A 26431-nucleotide genomic window follows, 5' to 3' on the forward strand; every position below is an offset into this window, starting at 1 on the left:
GTAGACTTTAATTTTTCATTAATTTCGTGTTTTCAGTCACCCCATTTATTTATTTCACTTATGTCAGGTATGGTCCGGAAATTCGTGTACGTATTTATGTTAGGCCTTTATATGCAGCAGCTGCAGGCCCAGAATAAGATTGTTGTTTTCCAGTCGGATTTTGGTTTAAAAGACGGCGCCGTTTCTGCCATGAAAGGCGTAGCCAACGGCGTATCCGGTGAGCTGAAGCTGTATGATGTAACGCATGAGATACCGGCTTACAACATATGGGAAGCCGCTTACCGCCTGGAACAAACCGTGCCTTACTGGCCTAAGGGTACCGTGTTTGTATCTGTAGTGGATCCTGGTGTGGGTACGCAACGCAAATCAGTAGTGCTGCAAACAAAAGCCGGCCATTTTATTGTAACGCCGGACAATGGTACGCTTACATTGATTGCGCAATCAGAAGGCATAGCGGCTATCCGGGAAATTGATGAAGCGGTGAACCGCCGCCAGGATTCCCGCAAATCTTACACTTTTCATGGGCGCGATGTGTATGCCTATACCGGCGCTCGCCTGGCTGCCGGCACTATTTCCTTTGAGCAGGTAGGGCCTGCATTGCCGGACAGCGTGGTTACTATTCCGCATCAACCCGCCACTTTGCAGGGCGGCGTGCTTAAAGGCACCATTGCCATCCTGGATGTGCAATACGGCAACCTGTGGACTAACATTCCTGCGGATCTTTTTGCGAAGCTGAACATCCCTGCCGGCGGCAAGCTGCAGGTAATAATATATCATAAAGGCCAGCAGGTGTACCAGGGTGTAATGCCCTATGCGCATACATTTGGCGATGTACCCTTAGGCCAGCCCCTGGCTTACCTGAATAGCCTGATGCAATTATCATTTGCGCTGAACCAGGGCAGCTTTGCCGCTAAATACCGTATTGAAAGCGGGAGCGACTGGAGCGTGCAGGTGAAGGTGAGGTAGTTGATAGCCGATGGTCCATCGGCCCATCAACTATTTCCCCCAAAACGCATCTTCCTGCGTTACATCTTCAGCATAAATTTTAGCAGCTACGATTTTACCATCTTCCACCGTATATACGTCAATGTTATCCGTATCCAGCACAGCGCCGGGGCGATTGGCTTTCCAGTGCAATACGCAGGCTGCGCTGTTGCCGTTTACTGCCAGTACCTTTACACCGGCCAGCGACATGGTATTCTGCGATACCTCAAACATACCGCCAACCATCTGGAACACTTCTGTAATGTTTTGTTTATGGCCGGAGAAACGGTTATTGCCGGGTTGCTCCCATTTTACATCCGGGTGCAGCAGGGCGCCTAGTTTTTCAAGATTTACCTGTTGTACAGCGGCTACAAATTCATTTACTACCTGTAAGGTTTGCTTTTCCATATTGTTATAGTTTTTGTTGTTATTGATGATACAAAGCTAGTTTACAGCAGCAGGGCAACGGTTATCTATAAACGCCAATGGTTTACCATTTTACGACAAAGAGGGAGATGCGCCGGGATAACAGGCCTCTGCCGGTAAGAATGCGCCTGCAAGCATCAAAGCCTGGTCAAAGCCGATGGGTAAATGCCTGCAGGTTGTTCAGCGGCTTTTTATATTTTTGCACCTATGGCGCAAGACACCCTTACACAGATCACTACCCCTGCCGGTAAAGGAACCGGGGATATGTACAGCATTCCCGTAGGTTACCGGCGTATGGAAAACCTGCATATTGTTTTCTGGCTGCTGAAAGATATTGCCTGGTGTATGATCTGGAAGCCGCTGGGCATTACCATGATCTTTCCTACACTGATCATTTCCATTGTAATTGCCTGGCGTACCCGCCAGTTTGTATCAGAGCTGTGCCATAACCTGGCCATTACGGTATGGATCACCGCCAACTCTTACTGGATGATCAGTGAGTTCCTGCACTTTGATGCAAATACGATCACGGGTGATATTACCTATAAACACCTGGCCGTAATTCCTTTTATGACAGGTGTGCTGATACTGGCCTATTACTACCTGTATTACAAGCCACGCCATAAAGATGAAATAGAAACGATGTGAGTTCTTTTATAAGCTATAAAGCCCGTTCCACAGCAGCTTAGCCGGGGAACGGGCTTTTTTTATGCATTGGATCAGGGTTGCAGAAAACGATCGGCCCCAACCCATCCTGCCCAAATTTTATTTTTTATTTTAGACCGATAGGTCTAATTTTAGTATATGAAGAAATCAGACCGTACCCGGCAAATGATCATTGAAAGGTCGGCGCCTATTTTTAACAGCAAAGGCGTGGCCGGCACCTCCATCAGTGATATTATGGAAGCCACGCAGCTGGCCAAGGGCGGAGTATACGGCAATTTCTCCACCAAGGACGATATATTGATGGCTACCTTTGACCACATTGCGGATACCTTAAAGGAAAAACTGGCAGGCGTAACCGCACCGGAGCCCACCATTGGCGGAAAGTTTGAAGCCTTGTTTAAATTTTACAGCCACTACCCGCTGAACCCATTTGTGGCCGGGGGCTGCCCCATACTGAACTTTGGGGTAGATGCGGATGATACCCACCCGCAGCTGCGCAAACGCGTGGCTAAGCTGATCGCCTATTTCCAGGAAAGGATAGAGCAGCTGGTTAACGCCGGTATAAAACGTGGCGAGTTCAGCGCGGATTGGGATGCAGAACGTTTTGCCGTGAAAATGTTCACCATGCTGGAAGGGGCCACCCTGGTAAGCCGTATCAATAATAATAACAAACAAATGAAGATAGTGGTGAGTATGTTAAGAGAGGAGATAGCACAACATACCCTTTGATTTTTTTGAACACAAACCTATAGTCTTTTATGGAGCAGCAACAGGTAATGCCATTCGCACTCAAGGTATCTGCTTTTATGTTGTCAAGGCTGGGTAAGCCTTTCCCGGGGTTAACCGCCCGCATGTTCTTGTCAATGTACAGCCGTCCGCCCAAAAGAAAGCTGCGGGAATCGCACCTGGCAGTAAAGAAAAATGCAGTGGCGGAGCAAATGAGCTTTAGCCGTTATGCTTTTGATGAAAGGCCTATTAACCTGCAGCTCTACCATTGGGGGCAGTCAGATAAAAAAGTATTGCTGCTGCATGGCTGGGGCGGCAGCCCGTTTGATTTCAGGCAAATGATCACCGCGCTGGTAACAGCCGGTTATGAAGTAATAGGCTGGGATGCGCCGGCCCATGGCGCTTCTGAAGGCAAGCAAACCAACCTGGTGCAATGGATGCATGTTATGGAGCAGCTGCTTACCCGCATAGGCCCGGTGCATGCTATTGTGGGGCATTCGCTGGGTGGCCTCAGCGCTGCACTGGCGCTGGTGCATAAACAGGTACAGGCGCCCCGTTTGGTAATGGTGAGCGCCGCTGTAAGCGCGCCGGTTTTCTTCCAGGAAACTTTCCACCTGTTTCGTATACCCGACCGTGTTATGCCAAAAGTACACCAGCTTATTATGACGCGTTTGCAAAACGATCTTTTAAACCTGGACCTCTTCAAATATATTGACCGTATAAAAGCAGAAAAGATCTTAGTGATCTATGATGAGAATGACGGGTTAGTAAAACAGGCGCAGATCGATGATTTCCTGCAGCAATACCCTGCCATACAATCGCTGAAGATCAAAGGGGAGGGGCATTTCCGCATTATGCGGAATGAGGAGGTGATTGAGCGGGTAGTGGGGTTTATGGAATAGTCCATGGCCCATAGTAATGCGATAGAAACAATGGTCCATAATCCGCAATATCAGCAATACGCTAAATGTTATGGACTATGGACCATCGGCCATGGACCTGCGGCCGCAGGCCGCAATTATTTACCAAAGGAATACACTACATCCAGCGTATAAGGCGAGGTGTAATGCCCGGTGAGCTTTAACTGTCTGTCAGAAAGGGTCTGGATAGTTAAAGTGTCCAGGCCAAAAATGAATTTATCATCCAGGGAAGTCACGATCTTTTTATTATCATCGATCAGCTTATAGGCCACGGTATCCAGGAAAGCATTTTTTACCTGGTAAATTTTACCCGCATTGGCATCAAAGGTCCAGTAGTTGCTTTCTGCAGCATAGCTCACCGTATCCTTCTGTATAACGCCGCCCTGGTTATAGGTCCTGAACTGGTTAACCATGGTCCATTTTCCGGGAAGCGCCTGATCAGCGGGCTTGTTTACTTCATCATCTTTTTTACTGCAGGAAACAATCAGTGAAACACCTGCTAACAGGAGAAATATTCGGTTCATTTTCATAGGATAGGATTATTATAGGATGCAATATAATAAAATATTATTATGTATCATAGTGTTATCCATTCACGAAGCATTTATAGCCCGGATTTTGTATTTTGTTTGGATAACCAGAAATCCCACGTATATGACTACATCCAGAAACCGCCGCGAATTCCTGCGCCAGTTAAGTATTACCACTATGGGTATGGGCCTGCTGCCCGCCGTACTCGCCGCCTGTAATAACGGCCAGTCCACTAAGGAGGCCGGCGCCGATTCTTCCGCTGTTACAGACAGCACAGCCGGTAAAACCGCCGGCGGACCCTTATTCTTTAAAATATCGCTGGCAGAATGGTCGTTCCACCAGGCGCTGTTTGCCGGTAAAATGAACCACCTGGACTTTCCCGCTAAAGCCAAGAATGATTTTGGCATTGAGGCAGTAGAATATGTGAACCAGTTCTTTAAGGATAAAGCAAAAGACAAAGCCTACCTCAGCGATCTTAAAAAACGCTGTGATGATAACGGCGTACGCAGTGTGCTGATCATGTGTGACGGAGAAGGAGAGATGGGCGACCTGGATAAAAAGAAACGGATGCAGGCGGTTGAAAATCACTACAAGTGGGTAGAGGCTGCCCAGTTCCTGGGTTGCCACGCCATCCGCGTAAATGCAGCAGGAGAGGGCAAACCGGAGGAAGTATCCAAAGCGGTGATAGAATCCCTGAGCAAATTATCGGCCTTTGGGAAAGATCATAACATTAACGTGATCGTGGAAAACCATGGCGGCACATCGTCCAATGGTAAGTGGCTGGCTAACGTAATGAAAACAGTGAACATGCCCAACTGCGGCACTTTACCGGATTTTGGCAACTTTTGCCTGAACCGCACCAAACCGGAAAGCAATACCCCCGAAGGCTGGGCTAAAACCAAATGCCTGGAAGAATATGACCGCTATGAAGGCGTGCAGGAGCTGATCCCTTACGCCAAAGGTGTAAGCGCCAAAACATATGACTTTGATGCCAGTGGTAATTGCGTGGAAACAGATTACAGCCGTATGCTGAAGATCGTGAAGGACGCCAATTACACCGGGCATATTGGTATTGAATACGAAGGGCAAAAGCTCTCTGAAGAAGAAGGCATCCGCAAAACCCTGGCCCTGCTGCAAAAAGCAGGCGGAGCGCTGAGTTAATGTGCAGATGATAAATGTGCAGATGTGCAAATGTGATGGAAGGGAAGTTCCTTCATTTGCACATCTGCGCATCAATTAATTGTAATCACCACCTCATCTCCCTTGATCTTATAGCTGCAATGCGCAGCCTTGCGCAGTATTTCCAGCACCTCCTGTAAAGTATTATGCTGGAAGGAGGCTGTCATATTTTTGACGGAGGATACATCCCCTTCTACCGTAATGGTTACGGCAAACCAATCTTCCAGCTGCCGGACCATGGTCATAAAAGGTATATCCTTAAACCGCAGATCTTCCTGTAACCAGGCTTCCAGCTCAGCAGGCTGGTAGGTTTCTTTTTCCATCAGGTCAATGTCCCTGTTGGCCAATACCATTTGCCCGCGTTCCAGGATCTCCGGCTGGTTATCAGTAGCGGAGTGGTAGGTTTTGGCCACTTTCACCTTGCCATTCAGCAAATAGGCTGTAGCGCCGGGTTGCGCTGCAAAGGACCGGATCTTAAAAGCAGTGCCCAGGGCGGTAATAGTTAGCTTATCCGTTTTTACGGTAAAAGGCCGGCCGTTGATGGTAGGCGCTGCATCAAAATAAGCCTCTCCATCCAGTATAAGCTCCCTGCCCTGCTGCGGAAAGGTGGCTGGTACCAGCAGGCGCGAGCCGGCATTCAGTATTACGGTGCTGCTGTCTGCCAACTGCAGCTTTTTACGGTGCCCTACCTCCCCCTGATAGGTAGTATAGGTCGTTTGCTGGTTAAGCAGGTGTTTAACCGGGTCCTGCTTTTCAGATGACTGGCATTGTAGCTGGATACCTGCCATTAACAGCAGGCCCATGATAGGTAAGGTGTTTTGTACGCTTGTGTTGAACATGACATTTTTGCTGGGAGTGTTAAAAGTAAACAGTTTTTTGTTAAAACAATGGCAGCCCCTTAACTTTGCGGCCCATGGAAAAGCAGCTTCCGTTATCATTCGATAATACCGCTATTGCATTTGAACACAAAACAGATAAGGCGCTGAAAAAGGCCGATTTCCTGTTCAGTAATATTGGCAAACGATGGCTGGTAAAGCTGGGCGGCGTATTAACCCCCCTGGCCTTTAAACTAAGGCTGCCCATTAAAGGACTGATCAAATACACTATTTTTCAACAGTTTTGCGGAGGCGAGAGCCTGGAGGAAGCTGCACAAACTGCACAGGTATTGGGCAAATATCATGTGGGCGCTGCGCTGGATTACGGCGTAGAAGCCATGGAGGGGGAGGAGAACTATGACCATGCTGTACCGGAATTTATACGGGCTATTGAATATGCAGCCACCAATCATAACATTCCTTTTATTGCGATCAAGGTAACCGGTTTTGCCCGTTTTGAGCTGCTGGAAAAAATACACAGCCGGCAGCCACTAACGGCGGAAGAGGAGCAGGAGTTTGAAAGAGTGCGTAACCGCATCAGGACCATTGCGGAAGCAGCTGCAAAAAATAAAATAGGCCTGCTGATAGATGCGGAAGAATCCTGGATCCAGCAGCCGGTAGATGACCTGGCCGATGAAATGATGCGGCTGTTCAATAAAACAACCGTTATTGTATACAACACCTTCCAGCTATACCGCCACGACCGCCTGATATACCTGCAGCTCTCTTTTGATAAGGCGCAGCAGCAGGGTTACCTGTTAGGCGCCAAGCTGGTAAGGGGCGCGTACATGGAAAAAGAGCGCAAACGTGCAGAAGCCCTGAATTACCCGTCTCCCATCCAACCGGACAAAACATCAACCGATAAAGATTATAACGAGGCCGTAAGGTTTTGTATTGACCGGCTGGACAAGCTGGCCGTATTCATAGGTACACACAACGAAGAAAGCAGCATGCTGGCAGCCCGCCTGCTGGATGAAAAGGGATTACCCCACAACCATCCGCATGTAAGCTTTTCACAGCTGCTGGGCATGAGCGATAATATAACCTTTAACCTGGCGCATGCCGGTTACCACGTATCCAAATACCTGCCTTATGGCCCGGTAAAGGATGTAATGCCTTACCTGCTGCGCCGCGCACAGGAAAATACTTCTATCTCCGGGCAAATGGGCCGTGAGCTGGGTTTGATAAGGAAGGAGCTGAAACGCAGGGCGGTTTAAGCATAAAGCTGAAAGCAAAAAGCAGAAAGCATCGGAGCGAGTGCCCGGCTTTCTGCTTTTTGTTTTATGTATTCATGTCTTGTTTTCCAATCCGCGAACATCATTCGCTTCAATCAGCTTTATGCTTTCGGCTCCTCTACTGGTTTTCATTCTGCGGTATCGGGAACGCCGTCCACACATCATCACCGGTCCGGTCCAAGGGTAAGGTGTTCAGGCGGTTATACCTGCGCACGTCTATCCAGCGGTGGCCTTCATAAAAAAGCGAATACCTGCGCTGCCGTAACATTTCATCTATCAGGGCTGCCTGCGTAATGCCGCCTGCATATGGGGTCAGGTTATGCCCTATGCGAATACGGTTCAGCGCTACAATGGCATCCGGGAATGCATTGGTTTGGATCTTGGCTTCTGCATAGATCAGTATCAGTTCCTCATTACGGATAATGGGAATGGGCGCGGTGTTGCTGGTATAGATCCATACATCGCGGTTGCTGGTTAACCCGCCCTGGCTGGCGGCGCTGGCGCGGAGTGTAGCCTTTTGTATGCGGTCATCGCCCGGGGTAATATCCAATGCGTAGGATGGATGCGCCACCCTTACCTCACCGTTTGAGTTTTGCGCAAAATAGCAGGGGTTCAGCTGCTCGCCGCTGCCGTTACCAAACAAATGATATATACCAGTGGTAAAGCTGCCGTTCAGGTCAAAGAAAGATTCATTCAGCGCCGTTAATGCCTGTGCCCACTGCTGCCGGTATACGGCTACCCTGGCGGCCAGCGCCCGGTTAAATTTCAGCAGGCCTGCTGCATCTTTAAAACCATCAAACCCGCCGGATAAAGGGAAAAGTATTTCCGAACCGGTAAGGCTGGTCTTTCCATCTTCCAGCATTTGTGCAATAGAATCCAGCGCAATGTTTTTCTGTACAATAGGCCCCGGATTTTCAAAATCCTGCACGCTAATGCGGATGCCGTTGGCATCAGTCATGTTCAGGTTCAGCAATAGCTGGTAAGCCATAATGGTTTTGGCAAAACCCAGGTAGCCATTCTTTTGCGGTGCAGTAATAAAGCTGGAGTTGGTGGCCGCCTGGAGCAGTATATTTCCCTGCCTCACCACGCGGTACCGTGAAGCCCATGGGTTGGTAATGTAAAAGGTGTTATTATCCAGCGTGGAGGAACCGGCGCCTAACAGCTCCGTATAAAAACGTGGTTCAGAACCGGCAAAGCGGTAAATATCGCGTCCTATAATACCCATTGCATCATAATAAGTGCCCAGGGTAAAGCGCATACCGGATTCTGCCCCGGTTACCAGGTTATTCAGCTCTTCCTTGGTAGGATTGCGTGTAATAGCATCTGCCTGCGGCGTGTTTAAATTGGGGATCTCTCCCTTCTGGCAGGCTGCCAGCAGCACGGCTGCTGTTATATATTGAATGAAATGTTTTTTCATAATAATCCGTTTAAATGTTATCAGAAATCAATGCCCACATGAAAGCTCATACGTTTGGAAGCAGGGAAGGGCATAACATCCACCCCGCTGGAAACACCGTTACTACCGCGGCTTATGCTGGTATTAATAGTGTTGCTTCCAAAGTTGGATACTTCCGGATCATAGCTCACATAATGCGTCCACGTAAACCAGTTGTTGGCGGAAACGCCTACCCGCACATTTCTTAAGAATGGATTATTCTTAATGGGGAAGTTGTAGTATAGGCCAATTTCACGGATCCTTACATAACTGGCATCCTGCACAAAAAGGGCCGCGCTGCCGGCAGCGGCGCGTTCAGCGCCATCTTTTACACCATCCCCATTGGCATCTGCATCCCAGTCAGGGCTGGTGCCGCCGCCATCTGTGAGCAGCCGTGTAAGGTTAATATTATCACCGCCTTTTTTCCAATGTACTAATACGCGCATGCTTAAATTGGTGAACAGCTGCACTTCATTGAAAAAGCTCATCTGGAAATCCGGCTCTGAATTACCTAATGTTACAAACACGTTTTTGGTGTCGTCCTGCGGGTCAGGAATGGTGCCTTTTATTTGTGTGGCAGGCTGGCCCTGTTCTATATAAAAAGTGCCCAGTGAGTTGCCGAAGGCGCCCAGCGCAAAGGCAGGAATGCTAAGGCGGGTAACCTGTGAGCGGTTGCGCCACCAGTTAATGTTGGAGGTCCAGCGTACGTTTTTGGTATTAATGGGCAGCAGGCTTAAACCCAGCTCTATACCGCGGTTGCGCAGATCGCCGGCATTTACCCATTCTGCCACAAAACCGGTAGATCCGGGAGGCAGGCGGCGTAACAGCAGGTCAAATATTTTTTTGTTGTAGTAAGTAGCTTCCAGGTTCACGCGGCCATCCAGTATACTAATGTCTACACCAGCTTCCAGCTCTGTTTGTTTTTCCGGTTTAATGGAAGTGTTGCCCAGCTGGTTATCCACCAAAGAGCCGGGCAGGCCGCCGGTATTGGAGATCACCAGCGCGGTGAATTTACTGCCGTAAGGTGATACGTTGCCGGATTGCCCGTAAGCAGCACGTAACTTAAAGCTATTGATGGTCTTTACTTTCCAGAAATCCATTTTAGCCAGGTTCCAGGAAAGGGAGCCCTTGGGATATACGTAATATTTTTTAAAGTCGCCGTTGTTGGTGGAGCGGTCAAAACGTACACCGGCGGTAGCAGTTACTGCATCCAGCAGGGTAATTTCTTCCTGTGCAAAAATGCCGTTATCGCGGTACTTCTGACGGAACTGACGCGGGTTGGCAGCGCCCGCCTGGTCTACGTTTGTTTGCGTGCCTATTAGCTGTGTGGCAGAGATCAGGATGTTATCAAAATTACCTGTTTCCAGTGTAGCCCCTACCGTAGTAGTGAAGCTGGCCTTGGACGATGGCGTAAAATTATTCACCAGGTAACCGGCCAGGTTGGTATTAATGTTATTGGTATTGCCCTGTATGGAGGCGCCGCCCAATGTATTTTCCATGAACTGCAGGGAACGTGGGAATACCGCGGTGGTTTTCAGGTTGTAATAATCTACACCGCCGTTGGCTACAAAACGCGTGGTGGATTTATCACTCTGCAGCAGCCGTGCATCCAGCTTTACGCCGGTTACAAAACGGTTGGTGGTTTCATTGTTGATCATCTTATCCCTTGTTTCCAGCGGGTTGGATGCTGCATAAGGGTTGCGGGGATAGTTACCCAGATCATCTTTATGCAGCTCTGCAAAACCGGGGGTGGTAGATAATGCCACGCCATAGCTCACACCATTATTATCGTTGTTGGTAAGGCCGCGGTCTGCGCTGGAATTAATATAGTTGGTAGTAAACCCAACGGATATACGATCACTGATGCGGTGATCCACATTTAACCGCAGGGAGCTGTTGAGGTACCCGGTACCTTTTACAATACCATCTTCGCTGCGGCGGTTAGCGGCAAAGTAAAAAGTAGTGCGTTCAGAGCCGCCGCTTAAGCTCAGATTAGTATTTAGCAGCAGGCCGGTATGACCGAACAGCTCTTTCTCATAATCATAGATCTTACCGGCAGATTGTGCATCCAGGAACCGCTGCCGGTTGGTGTTGCGGGCTGCCTGTACATCGGGGTCAGGGTTGTCTGCCGCACCGGCCAGGTCTGCCGCGGTTTCTGCGGTAAACTGGCGCTGGCCTAACAAATGACGCACTTTTACAAAACCGGTTTCCTGGTTAATGCTGATATTGGTTCTGCCCGATTTACCGCGTTTGGTAGTGATCAGTATTACACCGGCAGCTGCTTTGGAGCCATATAAGGCTGCTGCAGAAGCGCCCTTCAGTATTTCAATGTTTTCAATATCAGCCGGATTCAGGTCTGCAATACGGCTGGAGGGGTTATCCTGGTTATTGGGATTGCCCGCAGTAGCTGCGCCGGTAACATCATTGAGGCCGGCGGGCACACTGGCATTATTCATAAAGATACCATCTACTACATACAAGGGTTGCGCATTCCCGAATACAGAAGTAATACCGCGCACTTTTACCGAGATGCCGCCACCCGGTGCGCCGGAGTTGGCAGAGATCAGGGCGCCGGGTATTTTACCGCTTAGCGCTGCATCAAATGTTTGTGCAGGCGCAGTGCCGGAGAGGTCTTTGGCGGAAAGCGTGGCTACCGCATTGGCCAGGTTACTACGTTTTACAGAAGTGGCCAGGCCGGTTACCACTACTTCATCCAGCCGCGCAAAATCTTCTTGCAGTGTCATGTTAAGGGTGTTACCGGTTACCGTGGCTTTTTGGGTTTTATAACCGGTAAAGGAAAAGGTGAGCTGGTTGCTGCCCGCCGGTAACATCAGCGAATAGTGGCCATCTACATCGGTAATGGCGCCCCGGTTGGTATTGGCTACCCGTACGGTAACCCCGGGTATCGGTTTGCCAAAAGCGGCATCAGTGACCCTCCCCGTAATAGTTGTTTGCTGGGCAAACAGCGTACTGATGGTGCATAGGCATAGCAACACCATCAGTGCAGATTTAGATAGAAACATAAGCGTGTGATTTTGGGTGATTGATACTAAATTTTACATGATGAGATTTTTAATATAGGCGTTAGATTTAGATAAAGATCAGAGGCTATTCAAGCTTTCATATACATGGAACTTATCTTGCTCGCTGGCTTCCTGCTGCTGACGTACGACTTTGGTTGTTGTTGTTTAGCAGATTACGAAAATTCCACGGGATAAGTGTATTTTTTGTTTAGTTTATTTGCGTTATATTTTTCGCTTTACACCCTTGTAACTTCCGGGCGAGATGCCACGTTTTATAGTCAAATCTCACCCATGAAATATCTGCTACTCCCTGTATTCTTGCTTATTTGCATTACTGCCTGTAAAAAAAAGGATGATAATACTATAACAGACGGCGTCTCTTTACCCAAGCAACTTAATTACCTGACAGGCCGCTGGAAATCATATGCTTCTTATTACAGCTTTGGCGGGGAACCGGTATGGAAACCTGCTGAAAATATTGCTTATTTAACTTTCAATGCCGATGGCGGATATACCAACACCGGCAGCAGCACCTACGATCATTTTGAGCTGCGCGCTACAGATGTTGATACTACCCTGCGGATCTATAAAAAAGGACAACAATCCGATACCGCTGTATTCTTCATCAGCATCAATGAAAATACCCTTGTACTGGCCAACCGTATGTGTATTGAAGGCTGTGGGGAAAAATATGTAAGGGAGCATTAGCAACAATTTTGTTATTTTGCCCCATGGATCAGTACCTTCATTTATTACAGCATATACTGGATCATGGGGCAACAAAAACAGACCGTACCGGCACTGGTACCAGCAGCTGTTTTGGCTACCAGCTGCGTTTTAACCTGCAGGATGGCTTTCCGCTGGTCACTACCAAGAAATTACACCTGAAATCTATTATTTATGAGTTACTCTGGTTCCTCCGGGGCGCCACCAATATTGCCTACCTGAAGGAACACGGCGTAAGTATATGGGACGAATGGGCAAACGCCAATGGCGACCTGGGGCCTATTTACGGCAAACAATGGCGCAGCTGGGAAACCCGGGATGGTAAAGTGATAGACCAGATCAGCGAAGCCGTAAAACAGATCAAAAATAACCCGGATTCCCGCCGCATTATTGTAAATGCCTGGAACGTAGGCGACCTGCCGCAAATGGCGCTGAGCCCCTGCCACTGCCTGTTCCAGTTCTATGTGGCTAATGGGAAGCTGAGCTGCCTGTTATACCAGCGTAGCGCAGATGTGTTCTTAGGCGTGCCTTTTAACATTGCTTCCTATGCATTGCTCACCCTGATGATGGCGCAGGTATGTGACCTTGAGCCGGGCGAATTTATTCACAGCTTTGGCGATGTGCATTTGTACAATAATCATATTGAACAGGCCAAGCTGCAATTAAGCCGCACGCCTTACCCGCTGCCGGTAATGAAAATTAACCCGGCCGTGAAGGATATTTTTGCTTTTACCTTTGAAGATTTTGAGCTGCTGAATTACCAGCACCATGCAGGGATTAAAGCGCCGGTAGCGGTGTAATTCGTAATTGACAATTCGTAATTCAACCCATGGTTTCCATCATTGTTGCAGCATCAGAGAATAACGTTATAGGGCAGCACAACCAGTTACCCTGGCACCTGCCGGCCGATATGAAATACTTCAAAGAAACTACTACCGGTAAACCCATTATCATGGGCCGTAAAACCTTTGAATCATTAGGCAAGCCTTTACCCAACCGCCCGAATATAGTAATTACCCGCCAGCCGGATTACCCGCGTGAGGGCATTATTGTTACTACCTCTTTACAGGAAGCCCTGATGATTGCAGGCACTTTTGATGGGGAAGAAATGTTTATTACCGGGGGAGAAGAAATTTTCAGCCAGGCCATTCCGTTACTGGTGCAGCGCATGTACATTACACGCATTCATGCTACCGTTACCGGCGATGCGCACTTCCCGGAATTTGATCCCAAAGAATGGAACCTGGTAAGCAGCAGGCTGCACCCGGCAGATGAAAAACATGCCTATGCATTTACATTTGAGGTGTGGGATAAGAAAACCAAAGCGGAGAAAGAAGGTATACAGGGTTAAGGAAATGAAGTAGGAGGGAAGAAGTAAGAGATTAAAGTTTGATCCTGATTGCTATTACATTATCCTGCTTCTGATTTCTCATTTTAAAATCATCATCTATCTGAAGATCACCGTCCCGATCCCTTGTGTCAGCTCCATTTCAAGCTGTTTCAAATGCTGATGCACTTCAACACATTTCATCTGCATATCAAAGGTATCCGCCTTTTCCATTTCCTGCTGGTTTTCCAGGATCAGCTTTTTGATCTTACGTAGTATCAGGTAGTTGGTGGTGCTGATGGTGTCGCGCAGGTAAGCGTTATCCCCGCAAACAGTATCTATTTCAAATCGTTCTTTCCAGTTTATGCTCAGGTCCGCCTCCTTATCTTCCAGGATCAGGGCTGTTTGTTTGGAGATGTCGGTATCCTCATGGTACAGGAACCATTTTCTATCCGGGGCGGCGCCTTCATCGTACCTGGATTTATATTCCCGCAGTATTTTCTTTACGATCTCACTATCTGCCAGCGACTCAAAATCATACGGCAAGTGAAATACATAATCGGCAACACTGTTCTTTTCTTCTTCGCTGAAAGGCATATCTCCAAAGCGGAGTAAGATCTTCACCAGCTCTCTTTCCTGTTTTTCATCAGTGGGGAAGAGCACTTCAAAGTTGCCTTCGGCCGCTTCCATGGCGGCAATGGCTTCATCGCTCAGCTGATCATCTTCCGGAGGGGCATTCTTGGCCAGCTGCTGCTCCCGTTTTTGCAGTCGCTCGCGGATGAATTTATTCACCAGCGTTATCATGCCCTGCTCGTCTATCTTCAGGAGCTGGCTGCACTGGCGTATATAGTCCTGCTGGCGGGTGAAATCCTCTACCTTATCAATTTTGGAAATGGTTTCCGCAATTTCATTTACCAGCTGGCTTTTGCGGTTGCTGTCGTTGCCAATGTCCTGCATGGACGTTTGCAGCTTAAACAATACAAAGTCCTGCTTATTGGTTTCCACAAACTGCCGGAAAGCAGGCGCGCCTATCTTCTGCACATAGCTGTCCGGGTCTTCCTTATCCGGTATCAGCACCAGCTTCACGTTCAGACCTTCTTCCACGGCCATATCCAGGCCGCGCAGCGCTGCTTTTACACCTGCGCTGTCCCCGTCATACAGGATGGTGAGGTTATTGGTATATTTCTTTACCAGCCGTAGCTGGTCTACTGTCAGGGAGGTACCGCTGGAGGCCACCACGTTCTCAATGCCTGCCTGGTGCAGGGAAATTACGTCGGTATAACCCTCTACCAGCAAACATTCGTTCAGCCGGTCAATGGCATGACGGGCAAAATAAGTGCCGTATAGCACCTTGCTTTTTACATAGATCTCGTTTTCAGGAGAGTTAATGTATTTGGGCGCCCGGTCGTTCTTAACCAGGATACGTGCGCCAAAACCCAGCACTTTGCCGGATTGGTTGTGAATGGGAAAAATAACGCGGCCCCGGTAGTTATCCGCCGGCTGCTCATTCCGGATGGCAACCAGGCCGGTCTTTTGCAGGTAGTCAAGGTTATAGCCCTTTTCCAGCGCGGTGCGTGCAAAAGCGTCCCGCTCATTGCTGCAATAGCCCAGCTGGAATTTCTGGATGGTTTCCTTTGTAAAACCCCTTTCCTCAAAATAGCTGAGCCCTATGTTCTGCCCTTCCTCTGTTTCCAGCAGGGTTTTGGTAAAATATTCCCGGGCAAAGTTGTTGATGATATACAGGCTGTCGGCCAGGAGCTGCTGCTGCTTTACTTCTGCGCTAACCTCTTTCTCCTCAATTTCAACATTGTATTTCTGGGCCAGCCAGCGCAGCGCCACCACATAGGAGTACTTCTCATGCTCCATGAGGAAGCTGATGGTATTGCCACTGGCCCCGCAGCCGAAACATTTATAGATCTCCTTACTAGGTGAAACCGTGAAGGAGGGCGACTTTTCATTATGAAAAGGGCAGAGGCCCAGGTAGTTGGTCCCCCTTTTTTTCAGCTTCACGAACGAGCCTACGATCTCCACAATATCTATGCGGCTCAGGATCTGTTGTATGGTATGTTGTGCTATCAATGTCTGGAAGAATGCAAACTGCAAACATAGGTAATTTACGCCTTTTGGCGTTAATTATCCCGGAGGGTTGGTATATGGACGGTTTTAGTATATTGTTTTGTACTAATTTTATTAATTTTACATATTAATTTTTATATATTTACATAATTTTTCACCCTATTCCTTAAGCCTAATGAAAAGATTGTTATTACTGATTGCATGCTCATGTTTTGCAATTTCCGGTTTAAAGGCGCAGAATTTCGACTTTAAGATCAAAGCAACTGACACCATTGGTTGTGCGCCTAAGAAGATTACATTTGATGTGAATTCATCTTCTTCCCTGTCTGTGATTGACTGGCTTTGGGAATTTGGGGATGGCGGTACCGCCTCCGGCCCGCAGCCTACACACACTTTTAACACACCCGGCCACTACGTGGTAAGGTTAACCATGGTAATCCCCGCAGGGCCTACCTCTATGAAAGTGTTCAGCTACCAGGAAATTGATATTCTTCCCATATTGGACCTTGGCGTGCAGCACCCCTTGTGCCGCAACTATTGTCCCATTATCAGCAACACAGCCATGGCGCAGGGCCACCATGATCCAGGATGGTACTTATGGTCCACCGGTGATACTACCAGCACCCTGCGTGCCTGCTCTCCCGGTACCTATTCCGTAACCTATAACGTGTGCGGTCAAACGCTGAGCGATACCACTGTGGTAATTGCCCGCGTAAGCGAAACCCTGGCCGACATTTCCTATACCTGGTTATGCAGCCGTCAGGTAGACCTGACCGTGATGCCGGCTTATGAAAATGTACCCTACCGCTTGTGGCTGAACTGGGGGGATAATACCTCCCAAACGCTGGCAGAAAAGAACCGGCATGCGCTCACTTTTGACCATGAGTACGCAGTATCAGGCGATTATACCATAGAAGTGCACATGGAGTACCAGAACAGCTGTGCGGATATCGTAACCCGTAAGGTAACGGTGCGCCAGTAATTTAGGTATCAATATACATTCACGGAAAGGTGAAGGATGGAACGATGGCCGTTTCATTCTTCACCTTTTCGTTGTATATAAAAGGTCATAGTGACTGACTTATTAGTTATTTGAGTAATTTTAAGGCTCTTTAGGACAATACAATTTCCATTTTCTCACCCTATACCTTGAATATGAAGCGATTTTTACTATTGTTTGTTTTTTTATGGGCCCATACATTGCTTTTTGGGCAAAGTATTACCGTGGATTTTAGCTCTGACAAAACAATTGGCTGCGGCCCGCTGACGGTATCCTTCCAGGACCTGAGCACCGGCCCTAACCCGATCACCGCATGGCGATGGAACTTCGGGGACGGCGATACTTCCACCCTTCAGAATCCTGTACATATTTATACCCTGAAAGGGCGATTTCGTGTATCGCTAACCGTTTGGGATAATATGGGTAATAAAGCCATTAAGGACAATTATTATTATCCCAACTACATTTCCGTGCAGCCCAGCCTGAACATAGGCGACGAATACCTGTTATGTAATATTTTTATTGGAGGCGCCAGTGTTAAGATCGCAAATAAAGCAACGGATCCTAATGGTCCTGCTTTTGGCTCTTATCTATGGTCTACGGGCGATACTACTTCCAGCATTCTGGTAAATACACCAGGCACCTATAGTGTAACTTATGAAGCATGCGGCCAAACCTTACAGGATAATGCGAATGTTTCACAGACATCAACCCATACGGAAGTAACGATAGATTCCCCGGCCGTTACCAATTGGTATGTAGGGTATTATAACAGGACCCTGAAAGTGAATATTCCCTATAACACGGAGGCAATTGACCGTTGTTTTATTGACTGGAAGGATGGTACGATCGATGAAATTACTAATCGTTACCTTATAACAAATATAAATTTAAACCGGTTCTCCCATAAGTACCAGAAGCCCGGCAATTACCAGGCTACTTTTACCGCCCGGCTGAAAGAGGATGACCGCGGATATTGTGATACCCTTCAATTTATAACAGTACCGGTACGGATACCTGCTGCTACCGTGGACCTGGGCAGCGATACTACTCTTTATAAGGGAGATACGCTGATCCTGGATGCGGGCAACCCAGGCGCCAGGTATAGCTGGTGGGGCAACTACGACGGTAGTGCCCAAACGGTTACAGTGATTAGCAGCGGTTATTATGGCGTACATGTATTTAAGGATAACGATATAATGAGCGATAGCTTAACCATTACCTTCATTGATCCTCCGCCTAATACAATGGAAGCCAAAATAACCGTTTGGAAGCAGAGCTGCCGCACCGCCTGGTTCCTGGACAGCACCCATATAACCGCGGGAACCATTAAAAAATGGGAATGGAATTTTGGAGATAGCACTACATCAACAGCAATGGCTCCCGATCACGCTTATACGCAGGATGGTACCTATAATGTAAGGCTGATAGTAACCAATAATTACAACCAGCGGGATACTGCTTATACTACGGTTATCATTAATACTATACCGGTAGTGGAGCTGGGCGCAGATAGCACTCTGGCATCCGGTGACAGCCTGCGGCTGGATGCGCACAAACCGGAAAATTCTGGCGATGCTACTTACCTGTGGTCAACCGGCAGCACACAACCTGCTATTGTAGTGTATACATCCGGCAGCTACTGGGTAAAGGTTAGCTCCTGCGGCAGCACAGTTGCAGATACTATTGTGGTAACCATACCGGATACGGTAATAGTCAATAATCCCACCGCTCAATTCACTGCCGACAAACAACAATGCACTACCGTACGCTTCACTGATCAAAGCACCACTGCTGCCGGCACTACTATTACCAGCCGTCAATGGAGCTTTGGCGATAATACTACTGACACTGCACAAAACCCGCTGCATACCTATAGCCAGCGTGGTGAATATACAGTTAGCCTGGTAGTAATGAACAGTGCTGGAAAACGGGATACCGCCACCACCACCATTTACTTTGCACCACTGCTTGTAACTCTGGGTGCAGATACCACCCTGGTGGCCGGCGACAGCCTGCTGCTGGATGCACGTAAACCAAATAACTCCGGAGATACTTACCTGTGGTCTACCGGCAGCACCCAGCCTGAAATTGTAGTGTATACATCCGGTAGCTACTGGGTAAAAGTTAGCTCCTGCGGCAGCACAGTTACAGATACCATTAATATTAAATTTGCTAACCCGGCCGGTATAAATGCTGCCATTGGCATATGGGGCCGCAATTGCACCAGCGTGCACTTCGGGGACGAAAGCACGGCAATACAACCCATCGTAAAATGGGAATGGTCTTTTGGCGATGGCACAACGGATACCACGCAAAGCCCTCAGCACCTGTATGCTGCAGATGGGCAATACCTGGTAAGGCTGGTAGTGACCGGCAGCCAGGGAGCTACGGATACTGCCACCCGTTCTGTTGAGCTGATTAATAAACCTAACCTGGAGCTGGGAGCAGACATAACCCTTTATCCAGGCGATTCCGTGATGCTGGGCGCCGATTTTCCAAACACCACCCGTACATGGTCTACCGGCGAAACCGGGCCTATTATTACCATCACTGCTCCGGGCACTTACAGTGTAACCGTGTATTATTGTAACGGATCTGTGTCAGATACCATCCGCATACTACAGCCTGTTGAACCCGAAAACCCGGCCAGCGTTGGCAACACCACTACGGTTAATGCGAACGACAGCCTTGCCATAACTGCCAGCTTTAATCATTCCTTCAACAGCAATAACGTATTCATCATTCAGCTGCTGCAAGGCACTAACACCGGCGGTAAAAAGGCCGGCGAGCTGGATGGAACAGTAACAAACCTGGCTACTGTACCGGGTACGGATCCACGTATATCCGTAAAGGTTAGCATACCGGATACCATTCCCTGCGGACAGGATTACCGGGTAAGAATAGTGAGCAGCTCCCCGGCAGATACTACTGACTGGTCTTCAAAGTTTGCCGTAGTAAATACGCCGGTGGCTACTTTACAGCAACGGGGCGATAGCCTGTTTGCAGGCAAAGCGCTTACCTACCAATGGTACTTTAACGGTGCAGCCTTAACCGCCGCCACTACGGCAGCCATCCGCGCAAAAGCCAACGGGCAGTATTACGTAATTGTAAGCAATGGCGGTACCTGCCGCAGCACCTCCACTACGGTGAATATGGTGATCACCGCAGTACCGGATGTAACAGTAGGGGAGAACGTTGTACGCGCCTTCCCGAACCCTACAGCCGGCCTGGTATATGTACGCTTTGAAAAACCACTGTTAAAACCGGTGGATATTATTGTACATGACACAAAAGGTAACACCCTGTACCGTAAACAGGTAAAAGACCAGCTTACGGAAATAGACCTGGGTACCTTACCCAAAGGCATCTATCACCTGGAAGTAGCCGGTTACGGCAAACAAAAAGCTATGCGCATTATATTGCAATAAGCATATACACAAAATTTTGAAAGGTGAAAAGCAGCCCGCTTTTCACCTTTCTTTTTTATGCAGCCTTCTTACCGCTTCCTACTTTTCCTTTATATTTGAATGTTCAAGCCAAACAATCTTATGTTATGAAAGAAGTATTTATAGTATCCACGGTTCGTACACCCATCGGGGCATTAAGCGGTACACTGGCCGCTGTACCGGCTACGCAGCTGGGCGCCACCGTTATAAAAGCAGCCCTGGAAAGAGCCGGAATTGCCGCCACAGAGGTGAATGAAGTATATATGGGCAATGTGATCAGCGCCAACGTGGGCCAGGCCCCTGCCAACCAGGCCAGTATTTATGCAGGCATACCTACCAATGTGCCCTGCACCACCGTAAATAAAGTATGCGCCTCCGGTATGAAAGCCATTATGCTGGGCGCGCAAAGCATTATGCTGGGAGATAATGATGTAGTGATAGCCGGCGGCATGGAAAGTATGAGCAACATTCCTTATTACCTGGATAAAGCCCGCACAGGTTACCGCCTGGGCCATGGCGCTGTAATAGATGGTATTCTCCGGGATGGCCTCTGGGATCCCTACAAGGATTTTCATATGGGCAACGCCGCTGAGATCTGTGCATCAGAATACAAGATCACCCGTGAAGACCAGGATGCTTATGCTGCCAGCAGCTACAAACGCGCCGCAGCAGCATATGAAAAAGGATATTTCAAAAATGAGATCATCCCCGTGGAAGTGCCCGGCAAACAGGTAGTAACCGTTACGGAAGATGAAGACTATAAAAAGGTGAATTTTGAAAAGATACCCACCCTGAAACCCACTTTCCAGAAAGATGGGACAGTTACAGCGGCCAATGCCTCCAACATCAATGACGGTGCAGCTGCAGTGGTACTGGTAAGTGGCGAAAAGCTGAAAGCGCTGGGATTAAAGCCCCTGGCTAAGATCATCAGCTTTGCAGATGCTTCCCAGGCTCCGGAATGGTTCACCACTACGCCGGTAAAGGCTATTAACAGGGCGCTTGCCAAAGCACAGCTGAAAATATCTGATATGGATTATGCAGAGATCAACGAAGCATTTTCCTGTGTGGCTATCGCCAATCAGAAAGACCTGGGATTAGACCCGGAGAAGCTGAATGTATGGGGCGGGGCCGTATCCCTGGGCCATCCTATTGGCTGCAGCGGCGCCCGTATTGTGGTAACACTCAATTCCATCCTGCACCAGCACGGCGGCCGTTATGGCGTAGCCGGGATCTGTAACGGCGGGGGCGGCGCCAGCGCCATTATTATTGAGAAGGTATAAACACGGCTATACGAAATGTATATAAACTAAAAATGCAGCGAAGCACTTCGCTGCATTTTTCATATAGAACTTCATTAAGATCATATAAATATCCTATCCATCCTGCTCCCCTTTTTTTACTGCAGGGCGATCGTTGTATCAAACCGCATTTTGCTCCTGTCAAATGCCAGTATGCTGATCTTTACGCTATCCCCGTCCTTTTGCGCCGTTTGCAGCGCCTGCAGGGAGTAGTTCTTGGATACCACATCCGGAGTGGTCTTTTCAAAGAACCAGTATTTATCTGCTACCATGTTGTAGGTAGGGTAGCGGGATAAAATGCCCATATCGCGGGTTTCCAGCGTATAATCATCATCAATAGGGTAGCGGCGCACATTCCCATCAAACAGCAGGGCTACGCCCGCCATAATGGTTAAAATGCGTAAAGGCGGGAGCAGCAATCCAAACAGCAGCAGAAAAGGAAAGCCGAAAAAGCAAGCCAGATACAGCCATTTGCCACTGGCATCCTGGGTCGTTAACCCATACAGGATCACGCCGGAGCCGGCATACAGTGAAAGGAACACACGCTCTGTGAAAGCGCCTTTAAAGCCATAGCCATTCAGCATCATTAACACACAAAGCACGGAAAAGAACAGCAAAACCAGGTGCACATACCATAAAAGGCGTACAGCATCCGGCGATTTTACCTTCTTTATTCTGCAGGAAATGGCCGTTAAAAAACTCAGGGATAGGATGGTAACGGTGATCATAGGACAGGTAATACGTTACAATATATTAATAATTTTATATATTTTATTAATATTTAAATAAATAAGCCTTCCTGAAATCCTTTGCATTTTCGCCAACAAACGATAATTTTGCCCCTGCCTTTTTAGGAAAGGACTTTAAATCTTTCAAATCATTATACCAATAGCATGCGTCAGATAGCTTTCAGACAAGCCTTAAGAGAAGCCCTCCAGGAAGAAATGCGCCGGGACGAGCGCGTATTCCTGATGGGAGAGGAAGTAGCCGAATACAATGGTGCCTATAAAGTGAGCCAGGGAATGCTGGATGAATTTGGGGCCAAAAGGGTAATTGATACCCCGATTGCAGAATTAGGCTTTGCTGCCATTGGCGTTGGCGCTGCACAAAACGGCCTTCGTCCTGTAGTGGAATTTATGACCTGGAACTTTGCCGTACTGGCCCTGGACCAGATCCTGAACACCGCTTCCAAAATGCTGGCCATGAGTGGCGGACAGGTAGGCTGCCCCATTGTTTTCCGCGGACCTAACGGTTCTGCCGGTCAGCTGGGCGCCCAGCACTCCACTGCTTTTGAAAGCTATTATGCCAACATCCCCGGTTTAAAAGTAGTATCCGTTTCCAACCCATATGATGCCAAAGGTTTGCTGAAAGCCGCTATCCGCGATGATGATCCGGTGGTTTTCATGGAAAGTGAAGTAATGTATGGCGAGCTGGGCGACGTACCCGAAGAAGAATATATTATTCCCATTGGCAAGGCCGATATTAAACGTGCCGGTAAGGACGTAACCATCGTTTCTTTCAACAAAATGATGAAAGTAGCCCTGGGCGCCGCAGAAGAGCTGGCCAAAGAAGGTATTGAGGCCGAAGTGATCGACCTGCGTACCATCCGCCCGCTGGACTGGTTCACCATCCTGGAATCTGTAAAGAAAACCAACCGCCTGGTGATCGTGGAAGAGCAATGGCCTTTTTCCAGCATTTCTTCTGAAATTACCTACCGTATTCAGAAAGAGGGTTTTGATTACCTGGATGCCCCCATCCGCCGTATCACTGCTCCGGATGCACCTATGCACTACGCACCCAACCTGGTAAAACTGTACATGCCCGATATTGAGCGTACCGTGAAGCTGGTAAAGGAAGTAATGTATATGAAGAAGTAGCATAAAGCTCAAAGCTCAAAGCAGAAAGCCCAAAGCTCAGAACATATTAAAACGCAAAAAGCCGGTTGTATAATTACAATCGGCTTTTTGCTTTATGCTTTGAGCTTTCAGCTTAAGATCCAAAGAGATCACTCGATAAATACCTATCGCCCCGGTCGCAGATAATACAAACGATCACACCCCGCTCTAATTCCTTAGATAAGCGTACTGCTGCAGATACTGCGCCGCCGCTGCTCATGCCGCAGAAAATGGCTTCTTCCTTTGCCAGGCGCCGCGTCATTTGCCGCGCTTCGTTCTCAGATATATCCATGGTGCGGTCTACACGCTCTTTATCAAATATTTTCGGCAGGTAAGCCTCCGGCCACTTGCGGATGCCCGGTATACGGGAGCCTTCAGTTGGCTGGCAGCCTACGATCTGTACCTGCGGGTTCTGCTCCTTCAGGTAGCGGGATACGCCCATAATAGTGCCGGTAGTACCCATGGCGCTCACAAAATGTGTTACCGCTCCCTGTGTATCGCGCCATATTTCCGGGCCGGTAGTGCGGTAGTGCATACCGTAATTATCCGGGTTGGCAAACTGGTTCAGCATATGATAACCGCCTTTGGCCACCTGCGCATGCGCATAGTCAATAGAGCCTTCCATGGAATCCTCCTTGCGGGTTAAGGTCACCTTGGCGCCAAAGGCTTCCATAATCAGCACCCGCTCGCGGGTAGCATCTTCCGGCATTACCACCTCCATTTCTACCCCAAACAGGGCGGCGATCATAGCCAGTGCAATACCGGTATTACCGCTGGTAGCCTCTATCAGCTTCATGCCGGGCTTTAGCTCGCCCCGGTCCAGCGCGCCTTTGATCATGCCATAGGCGGCCCGGTCTTTTACGCTGCCGCCGGGGTTATTACCTTCCAGCTTGGCATAAATAGTAACATTAGGGTTTGCCGTTAATTTTTTCAGTGCAACAATAGGTGTATTACCTACCTGGTCAAGAATTGAATGCATCAGTTATGTTGATTTACGATCTTAGGTTTACACGGCTTCCACCACATTCATGCTGCCATCTGCCTTGTAATAAATACGGGAAAAGGGTGCAACACTTTTGATCAGCCACACATTACCTCCAATTACGCTGTGGTGGCCAATAGTGGTATCACCGCCTAAAATGGTGGCGCCGGCATAGATCACTACATGTTCCTCAATGGTGGGATGGCGCTTGCTTTTAGCCATGCTTTTATCAATACTCAAAGCACCCAGGGTAACGCCCTGGTACAGCTTTACATGCGCTCCTATTACAGAAGTTTCCCCGATCACAATACCGGTGCCATGGTCTACGCAAAAATAGGGCGCTATAATAGCTGCCGGGTGAATGTCGATACCGGTGCGGGCATGCGCCAGCTCCGTGATCATGCGGGGCAGTAAGGGTATGTTCAGCTGCTGCAGCGCGTGTGCAATACGGTAAAAGGCAATGGCATAAAAACCGGGATAAGCCCTTATTACTTCGTATAAGCAGGTAGCTGCCGGGTCGCCCTGGTAAATAGCGGTGGCGTCTTTGGTAAGATCATCGTAAATAGACGGTACCTGGGCCATGAAATGCTGGCTCAGTTGTGCTGCCGTATCCGGTAGCTGGGGCTGCATGGTATGCAATAGCTGCTGCAGCTGCTGTTCCAGCTTTTGTGCATAGGGGGCCAGGTCCGCCGCTGCCATCACTTTACCCGTGTGTTCGGGAAATAGCCAGTTTACCAGGTCATTGGCAAAATCGCTGACCGCTGTAGTACAAGGGTAAGGATTGGCCGCTGCCCACTGGTGCCTGCGCTTTAACTCCTCCAATAATTTTTCCATATGCGGCTTAGAATTACAGGATACAATGTTTAGTAGTTTAAAAGTACATATTATGCCTGTAAAGTTAGTCGCAGGGTTGTTTTTTTTCCTGCTGCCGGTAACACCGGCACATCCGCATATTTTCTCATCGGCCCATTGATTTCATTATCTTTGCTCCCTCACAAAACACCAATATGGCGAACATCCTGATTATTGATGACGAAAAAAGCATCCGTAAAACATTGTCTGAGATCCTGACCTACGAAGGATATAAGCTCGATGAAGCGGCAGATGGGGCAGAAGGTTTTAAGATGTTCAGGGAAAAGCAGTATGATGCTGTGTTGTGCGACATCAAAATGCCCAAGATGGATGGCCTGGAATTCCTGGAAAAAGCCAAGGAAGCCAATCCTGATATTCCCATCATAATGGTATCCGGCCACGGTAATATTGATACAGCCGTAGAAGCAGTTAAAAAAGGCGCGTTTGACTACATTCCCAAACCACCGGATCTGAACCGCCTGCTTATTACCCTGCGCAATGCTATGGATAAAACTACACTGGTGGCGGAAACCAAGCGCCTGCGCCGTAAGGTGAACAAAACCCAGGAAATGATCGGCGGTTCTGCGCCTATCCTGAAAATAAAAGAGACCATTGAAAAAGTGGCTCCCACCGATGCCCGTGTGCTGGTAACCGGCGAGAACGGGGTAGGCAAGGAGCTGGTAGCCCGCTGGATCCATGAGCGCAGCAGCCGCGCCACCGGGCCTATGATAGAAGTGAACTGCGCCGCCACTCCCAGAGTACTGATTGAGAGCGTGCTGTTAGGCCTTGAAAAAGGCTCGTTTACCACTGCGGTAAAACAGCGCAT

General features: G+C 48.5%; 23 protein-coding genes. 14 read left to right on the forward strand and 9 right to left on the reverse strand.

Annotated features, from left to right (window positions below):
• Positions 1 to 69 precede the first annotated feature (69 nt).
• Complete coding sequence (locus tag KVT36_RS22090) at positions 70 to 966, forward strand: S-adenosyl-l-methionine hydroxide adenosyltransferase family protein (protein ID WP_217605617.1); 897 nt, start codon at positions 70 to 72, stop codon at positions 964 to 966.
• Positions 967 to 996: 30 nt separating this feature from the next.
• Here the strand turns inward: KVT36_RS22090 and KVT36_RS22095 are convergent, their stop codons facing one another.
• Positions 997 to 1392: a nuclear transport factor 2 family protein gene (locus KVT36_RS22095; protein WP_217605618.1), complete on the reverse strand. Its 396-nt coding sequence runs from the start codon at positions 1390 to 1392 to the stop codon at positions 997 to 999.
• A 225-nt stretch (positions 1393 to 1617) separates the two neighbouring features.
• Here KVT36_RS22095 and KVT36_RS22100 point away from each other — a divergent pair, with 225 nt between their 5' ends.
• From KVT36_RS22100 to KVT36_RS22110, 3 genes are all read left to right on the forward strand, one after another.
• Positions 1618 to 2058, forward strand: a complete 441-nt coding sequence (locus KVT36_RS22100) for a hypothetical protein (protein ID WP_254640139.1) — start codon at positions 1618 to 1620, stop codon at positions 2056 to 2058.
• Positions 2059 to 2214: 156 nt separating this feature from the next.
• Positions 2215 to 2805: a TetR/AcrR family transcriptional regulator gene (locus KVT36_RS22105; protein ID WP_217605619.1), complete on the forward strand. Its 591-nt coding sequence runs from the start codon at positions 2215 to 2217 to the stop codon at positions 2803 to 2805.
• A 29-nt stretch (positions 2806 to 2834) separates the two neighbouring features.
• On the forward strand, positions 2835 to 3704 hold the full coding sequence (locus tag KVT36_RS22110; RefSeq protein ID WP_217605620.1) for an alpha/beta fold hydrolase: 870 nt from the start codon (positions 2835 to 2837) through the stop codon (positions 3702 to 3704).
• A 116-nt stretch (positions 3705 to 3820) separates the two neighbouring features.
• On the opposite strand, the gene KVT36_RS22115 is transcribed toward KVT36_RS22110, so the two are convergent.
• Complete coding sequence (locus KVT36_RS22115; RefSeq protein ID WP_217605621.1) at positions 3821 to 4246, reverse strand: hypothetical protein; 426 nt, start codon at positions 4244 to 4246, stop codon at positions 3821 to 3823.
• A gap of 130 nt (positions 4247 to 4376) precedes the next feature.
• On the opposite strand from KVT36_RS22115, the gene KVT36_RS22120 reads away from it, so the two are divergent.
• Positions 4377 to 5414, forward strand: a complete 1038-nt coding sequence (locus KVT36_RS22120; protein WP_217605622.1) for a sugar phosphate isomerase/epimerase — start codon at positions 4377 to 4379, stop codon at positions 5412 to 5414.
• Between the two features lie 71 nt (positions 5415 to 5485).
• Here the strand turns inward: KVT36_RS22120 and KVT36_RS22125 are convergent, their stop codons facing one another.
• Positions 5486 to 6271 (reverse strand): FecR family protein, encoded by a 786-nt coding sequence (locus tag KVT36_RS22125; protein ID WP_217605623.1) that lies wholly within the window; start codon positions 6269 to 6271, stop codon positions 5486 to 5488.
• Positions 6272 to 6345: 74 nt separating this feature from the next.
• Here KVT36_RS22125 and KVT36_RS22130 point away from each other — a divergent pair, with 74 nt between their 5' ends.
• The gene (locus tag KVT36_RS22130; RefSeq protein WP_217605624.1) at positions 6346 to 7524 is read left to right on the forward strand and encodes a proline dehydrogenase family protein; all 1179 of its coding nucleotides are present in this window, start codon (positions 6346 to 6348) and stop codon (positions 7522 to 7524) included.
• 136 nt (positions 7525 to 7660) lie between these two features.
• On the opposite strand, the gene KVT36_RS22135 is transcribed toward KVT36_RS22130, so the two are convergent.
• Together KVT36_RS22135 and KVT36_RS22140 are read right to left on the reverse strand one after the other, a co-directional pair.
• The gene (locus tag KVT36_RS22135) at positions 7661 to 8959 is read right to left on the reverse strand and encodes a RagB/SusD family nutrient uptake outer membrane protein (RefSeq protein WP_217605625.1); all 1299 of its coding nucleotides are present in this window, start codon (positions 8957 to 8959) and stop codon (positions 7661 to 7663) included.
• A gap of 20 nt (positions 8960 to 8979) precedes the next feature.
• Positions 8980 to 12000 carry a SusC/RagA family TonB-linked outer membrane protein gene (locus KVT36_RS22140; protein ID WP_217605626.1) on the reverse strand — a complete coding sequence of 1007 codons (3021 nt, stop codon included), beginning with the start codon at positions 11998 to 12000 and terminating at the stop codon, positions 8980 to 8982.
• Between the two features lie 291 nt (positions 12001 to 12291).
• Here KVT36_RS22140 and KVT36_RS22145 point away from each other — a divergent pair, with 291 nt between their 5' ends.
• From KVT36_RS22145 to KVT36_RS22155, 3 genes are read left to right on the forward strand one after another with little or no spacing between them, the layout of a single operon-like run.
• The gene (locus KVT36_RS22145) at positions 12292 to 12708 is read left to right on the forward strand and encodes a hypothetical protein (RefSeq protein WP_217605627.1); all 417 of its coding nucleotides are present in this window, start codon (positions 12292 to 12294) and stop codon (positions 12706 to 12708) included.
• A gap of 23 nt (positions 12709 to 12731) precedes the next feature.
• The gene (locus KVT36_RS22150; RefSeq protein WP_217605628.1) at positions 12732 to 13526 is read left to right on the forward strand and encodes a thymidylate synthase; all 795 of its coding nucleotides are present in this window, start codon (positions 12732 to 12734) and stop codon (positions 13524 to 13526) included.
• 29 nt (positions 13527 to 13555) lie between these two features.
• On the forward strand, positions 13556 to 14077 hold the full coding sequence (locus tag KVT36_RS22155; protein ID WP_217605629.1) for a dihydrofolate reductase: 522 nt from the start codon (positions 13556 to 13558) through the stop codon (positions 14075 to 14077).
• 96 nt (positions 14078 to 14173) lie between these two features.
• Here KVT36_RS22155 and dnaG read toward each other — a convergent pair whose 3' ends face one another.
• Complete coding sequence (gene dnaG / locus KVT36_RS22160; RefSeq protein ID WP_254640140.1) at positions 14174 to 16156, reverse strand: DNA primase; 1983 nt, start codon at positions 16154 to 16156, stop codon at positions 14174 to 14176.
• Between the two features lie 148 nt (positions 16157 to 16304).
• On the opposite strand from dnaG, the gene KVT36_RS22165 reads away from it, so the two are divergent.
• The 3 genes from KVT36_RS22165 (at position 16305) to KVT36_RS22175 (ending at position 21858) form a co-directional block, all read left to right on the forward strand.
• On the forward strand, positions 16305 to 17111 hold the full coding sequence (locus KVT36_RS22165) for a PKD domain-containing protein (RefSeq protein WP_217605630.1): 807 nt from the start codon (positions 16305 to 16307) through the stop codon (positions 17109 to 17111).
• A 173-nt stretch (positions 17112 to 17284) separates the two neighbouring features.
• Positions 17285 to 20560 carry a PKD domain-containing protein gene (locus tag KVT36_RS22170; RefSeq protein WP_217605631.1) on the forward strand — a complete coding sequence of 1092 codons (3276 nt, stop codon included), beginning with the start codon at positions 17285 to 17287 and terminating at the stop codon, positions 20558 to 20560.
• Between the two features lie 125 nt (positions 20561 to 20685).
• Positions 20686 to 21858 (forward strand): acetyl-CoA C-acyltransferase, encoded by a 1173-nt coding sequence (locus tag KVT36_RS22175; RefSeq protein WP_217605632.1) that lies wholly within the window; start codon positions 20686 to 20688, stop codon positions 21856 to 21858.
• Between the two features lie 116 nt (positions 21859 to 21974).
• Here the strand turns inward: KVT36_RS22175 and KVT36_RS22180 are convergent, their stop codons facing one another.
• Positions 21975 to 22604 carry a hypothetical protein gene (locus tag KVT36_RS22180; RefSeq protein WP_217605633.1) on the reverse strand — a complete coding sequence of 210 codons (630 nt, stop codon included), beginning with the start codon at positions 22602 to 22604 and terminating at the stop codon, positions 21975 to 21977.
• Positions 22605 to 22769: 165 nt separating this feature from the next.
• Here KVT36_RS22180 and KVT36_RS22185 point away from each other — a divergent pair, with 165 nt between their 5' ends.
• On the forward strand, positions 22770 to 23753 hold the full coding sequence (locus KVT36_RS22185) for a pyruvate dehydrogenase complex E1 component subunit beta (protein WP_217605634.1): 984 nt from the start codon (positions 22770 to 22772) through the stop codon (positions 23751 to 23753).
• 112 nt (positions 23754 to 23865) lie between these two features.
• Here the strand turns inward: KVT36_RS22185 and cysM are convergent, their stop codons facing one another.
• Positions 23866 to 24750 (reverse strand): cysteine synthase CysM, encoded by an 885-nt coding sequence (gene cysM, locus KVT36_RS22190; protein ID WP_217605635.1) that lies wholly within the window; start codon positions 24748 to 24750, stop codon positions 23866 to 23868.
• Between the two features lie 27 nt (positions 24751 to 24777).
• Positions 24778 to 25587 (reverse strand): serine O-acetyltransferase, encoded by an 810-nt coding sequence (locus KVT36_RS22195; protein WP_217605636.1) that lies wholly within the window; start codon positions 25585 to 25587, stop codon positions 24778 to 24780.
• 173 nt (positions 25588 to 25760) lie between these two features.
• Here KVT36_RS22195 and KVT36_RS22200 point away from each other — a divergent pair.
• Positions 25761 to 26431 (forward strand): sigma-54 dependent transcriptional regulator (locus KVT36_RS22200; protein ID WP_217605637.1); only part of this gene is annotated, 671 nt, incomplete at its 3' end.

It is taken from the genome of Chitinophaga sp. GbtcB8 (assembly GCF_019091455.1).
Lineage (GTDB): Bacteria > Bacteroidota > Bacteroidia > Chitinophagales > Chitinophagaceae > Chitinophaga.